The following is a 3,320-nucleotide window of genomic DNA, read 5'->3' as shown; positions in this document are numbered from 1 at the left end:
GTGTCAATTCCACCTCCATGGATTTCGTTCCGGCAAAACGGGTACAGCGGGCGGTGTTTGCCGCCGGCTGTTTCTGGGGAGTAGAGTACTATTTCCAGAAGATTCCCGGGGTGCTCGAGACCACGGTGGGCTATACCGGCGGCCGGGTTCAAAACCCCACCTACTACCAGGTCTGCACAAAGAATAGCGGCCATGCCGAGGCCGTGGAAGTCCGCTTTGACCCGGAAAGAGTTTCTTTCGAGGATTTAACCAAACGCTTTTTCGATATGCACGATCCCACCCAGGTGGATCGCCAGGGGCCGGACGTGGGGCCGCAGTACCGCTCTGAGGTCTTTTATCTCAACCAGGAGCAGAAAGAAACAGCCGAACGCCTGATCGGGCACCTGAAAGGCCTGGGATTGAACGTGGCTACGCGCTTGACGCCTTTCGAGGAGTTCTGGAAGGCCGAGGATTACCACCAGGACTATTACAACCGGGGTGGGGGAACCCCATATTGTCACTTCATTACCCCGCGTTTCGACCCCGACCCGGAGTCATAGCCCCTTTCAACCTCCACGGAGTTTGTTTTGTAGATCTCCGGCACAGGCAATATGATGGCTCTTTACTCGTATGGATTACCGCAAGTATTCCCTTGAACGTTGTCCCGGCCGCTTCTGGAATTGTGTGCGGGTTCAGGCGGAACCACTGCCCGGTCCTTTTAAAAATCGTTGCCGCTGTGCTATAGTAACAACGCTGCAGGGGAGGGAGTATCCCTTGCCGGTGCTGGAGATTTACGGTGCCTGAAAAGAATGACGGAGACCTATCCCGGGAAGTGTTTCTTCAATACGGACATGCGACCCATGCCGCCGCTGAAATGGAACGCTGCCTGGTAAACCTGGCCCAGTTGCTGGAACCCGAGACACGTGAAAACGAATTCAGCGGCTTTTTCCGGGCTCCGGACGGACGGCCGGCCCCGTCGATCGATCGCCTGGCCGCCAGGCTGGGATGGCAAGCCGGTCCCCTGCGCCGTGGCGTAGAGATCCGCACCTACCTGCGCGACCGTTTCTGGCAGGATAACAGCGACAAGATGCATTACTTTGACGGCAAACGTCGTTTGGTGGACGAGTTGACCCGTTTGGCGGGGGAATTGACCCGGCTCAACGACCGCATGGCTTCGGAGGCTTCCCGCCTTTTTATCCGCCACGGCTTGACGGAGCAGCTCATTGTCGATGCCGTGGATAAGCTCGTGGGTCGCGAGAACCAGTCGGAGTCGCCTGGGCAGGCCCAGCGCATCAACGCTTGCGTGGCTTTTCGGCGTGAACCCGGGGAACGCGGATATATTCCCGCCCTGCAATGCCATGACGGCCGCCTGTTGCTCATCACCCGCGAAGGACTGGTCACCGGACCGGCGTCCCCCTCAAGCGCGCAATGTGTTGAGTTTCTGCATCTCTCCCGCCATTTTCCCACGGTAATCTCCGGCCCGGTGGAGTCGAATGGTCCCTGGTCCTGGCAGGTGCCGCTGGGAGAGCATCTGGAATTGTACGTAGAGCGGGGCAAGGAAGAGAAGGGCAACTCCGTACAATGGGGGATCCGTGATCGCAAAACCGCGGTTAAGACCGACCCGGAGGCCCCCGCATGAATTTGCCCCGTATGACTCGAAGGTCCTGGATCTGGACGGGGGCCATGGTAGGGGTCGCGGCACTGGTGTTTCTGGCCTGGGACCTGTTTACTTATGGACGCTTTATTGATGCGTTTTCCGGTGCCACGCCAAGCGCCCTGCATTATCCACCTCCGGATGGTCTAAAGCTTCTGGTAGAAGGTCGACTGGAACGCCCGTGGAAAGTCACGTCGCGCAGCCTCAGGCTGCTGGCTCCAGTGCGTGTCCGCACCCGGGAAGTGACTCCCGACGGCCGGATTATGGGATCTTACGCATATACGGGTGTTCCGGTCATGCATATCCTGGCCGGCGTGGATCCACGCCCCCTCAGCATCGATCCCGATGATCGTCCCCTGGATATGCTGGTCGTGTTTGCGTCCCGTGACGGGAAGTGTTCGGTTTTCACTTATGGTGAACTGGTGCTGGCCGATGACGCATTGCCTGTAACCCTGGCCTGGAAACGGGAGCCGGTGCTGCCGGAACGCAATGCGGATACATACAAAGGCAATCGGATTACCAGTGAGTTGTCGGGTATGCGCCTGGTTTGTCCCCGTGAGACGGACACGGCGCGGTATCTGGATGACGTGGTGCGCATCACCCTTGAAGTTCCCGCCGTACCGCGTGACAGGCTCCCCCCGGTTCGCAAACACTCTGTCTGCCGGTCGGAAGAGATCATCTGCATTGAGGGAAAGGACAGTTGGATTGCCGTCCCGGATGACTTTCCCCGAAAGACCTGGCCCGCCTGGTTCCGCATCGGCCATGGTATGGGAATTCGCTCTGCGCGGACAGCCAGGGCAGATGGCGTAGCCTTGAATCAGATACTGAAAAAATGGTTTCCCCAATGCGGCGCCGACGATTTTTTCCTGGTCAGCGGCTGTGACGGGTACCGGGTATTGCTCAGCGCGCGCGAGGTGTTCGCGGATCCCCGGGGAGAGCGGTTCCTGCTTGTGGACAAGGTGGATGGAGCCCCGCTTGAAAACGGTTTGATGCTGGGTGTGTTCGGCGATTTCTATATTGACCGCTGCGTGCGCGGGGTATCCCACGTGGTGCGACTGCCGGCTCCGCTTAAGGTCGACCGATAACGATCAATCCAGATAGAGAAGACGAAGGGCAATGCGTATCGTGTGAAAACCGGATGGCTGGGAAGAGCATCCAATTGAGGAGGACGACATGAAAGTACTGATAGCCTATTTTTCGCAGACTGGAAATACGGAAAAAGTCGCCGGGGCCATTTACGATGCAGCTGAGAACGAGACCCGCATCCTGGCCGGAGTGGATGAAGTGAAAGACCTGGATAGCCCGGATCTGATCTTTGTGGGACTCCCCATCATGCATCACTCGGTTCCGGGTCAGGCGTCCCGGCTGATTCAGCGCATTCCCGCCGACAAATCCGTGGCGCTTTTCGCCACCCACGGTTGTTTGCGGGGGGGGAAACTGGCGGTGGAGGGTTTTTACCACGCGGTCAGCTTGGCTTCCAAGCTTTACATGCTGGGTTCCTTCGGTTGCCAGGGAGAGGTCGATCACCACGTGATGGACGAATTGAGCCACCTCCCGGAGTACCGGGGTTGGTTGAATGAAGCCCGCAGCGCGGTCGGCCATCCCGATGCGGCTGACCTGGAGGATGCCCGCCAGTTCGCCGCGCTCATGCTGGCCATGGCTGACAAACCACGAAGTTGAAAAGTTG

The 3,320-nt window shown here is 58.6% G+C and carries 4 protein-coding genes; all 4 read left to right on the top strand.

What is annotated here, in order from left to right; genetic code table 11:
• Positions 1 to 539: peptide-methionine (S)-S-oxide reductase (gene msrA / locus ENN40_07320; protein ID HDP95152.1), on the top strand; the 539-nt coding region annotated here is incomplete at its 5' end.
• Positions 540 to 775: 236 nt separating this feature from the next.
• Positions 776 to 1,618 (top strand): hypothetical protein, encoded by an 843-nt coding sequence (locus tag ENN40_07315; protein ID HDP95151.1) that lies wholly within the window; start codon positions 776 to 778, stop codon positions 1,616 to 1,618.
• Positions 1,615 to 2,718: a hypothetical protein gene (locus ENN40_07310; protein ID HDP95150.1), complete on the top strand. Its 1,104-nt coding sequence runs from the start codon at positions 1,615 to 1,617 to the stop codon at positions 2,716 to 2,718. Before ENN40_07315 ends, ENN40_07310 begins: the two co-directional genes overlap by 4 nt.
• 88 nt (positions 2,719 to 2,806) lie before the next feature.
• Positions 2,807 to 3,313 (top strand): hypothetical protein, encoded by a 507-nt coding sequence (locus tag ENN40_07305; GenBank protein ID HDP95149.1) that lies wholly within the window; start codon positions 2,807 to 2,809, stop codon positions 3,311 to 3,313.
• Positions 3,314 to 3,320: the final 7 nt, after the last annotated feature.

The sequence above is a fragment of the Candidatus Aminicenantes bacterium genome, from assembly GCA_011049425.1.
Lineage (GTDB): Bacteria > Acidobacteriota > Aminicenantia > UBA2199 > UBA2199 > UBA876.
Note: the sequence above shows the minus strand (reverse complement) of the source record. Positions and strands in the feature narration are given on the sequence as shown.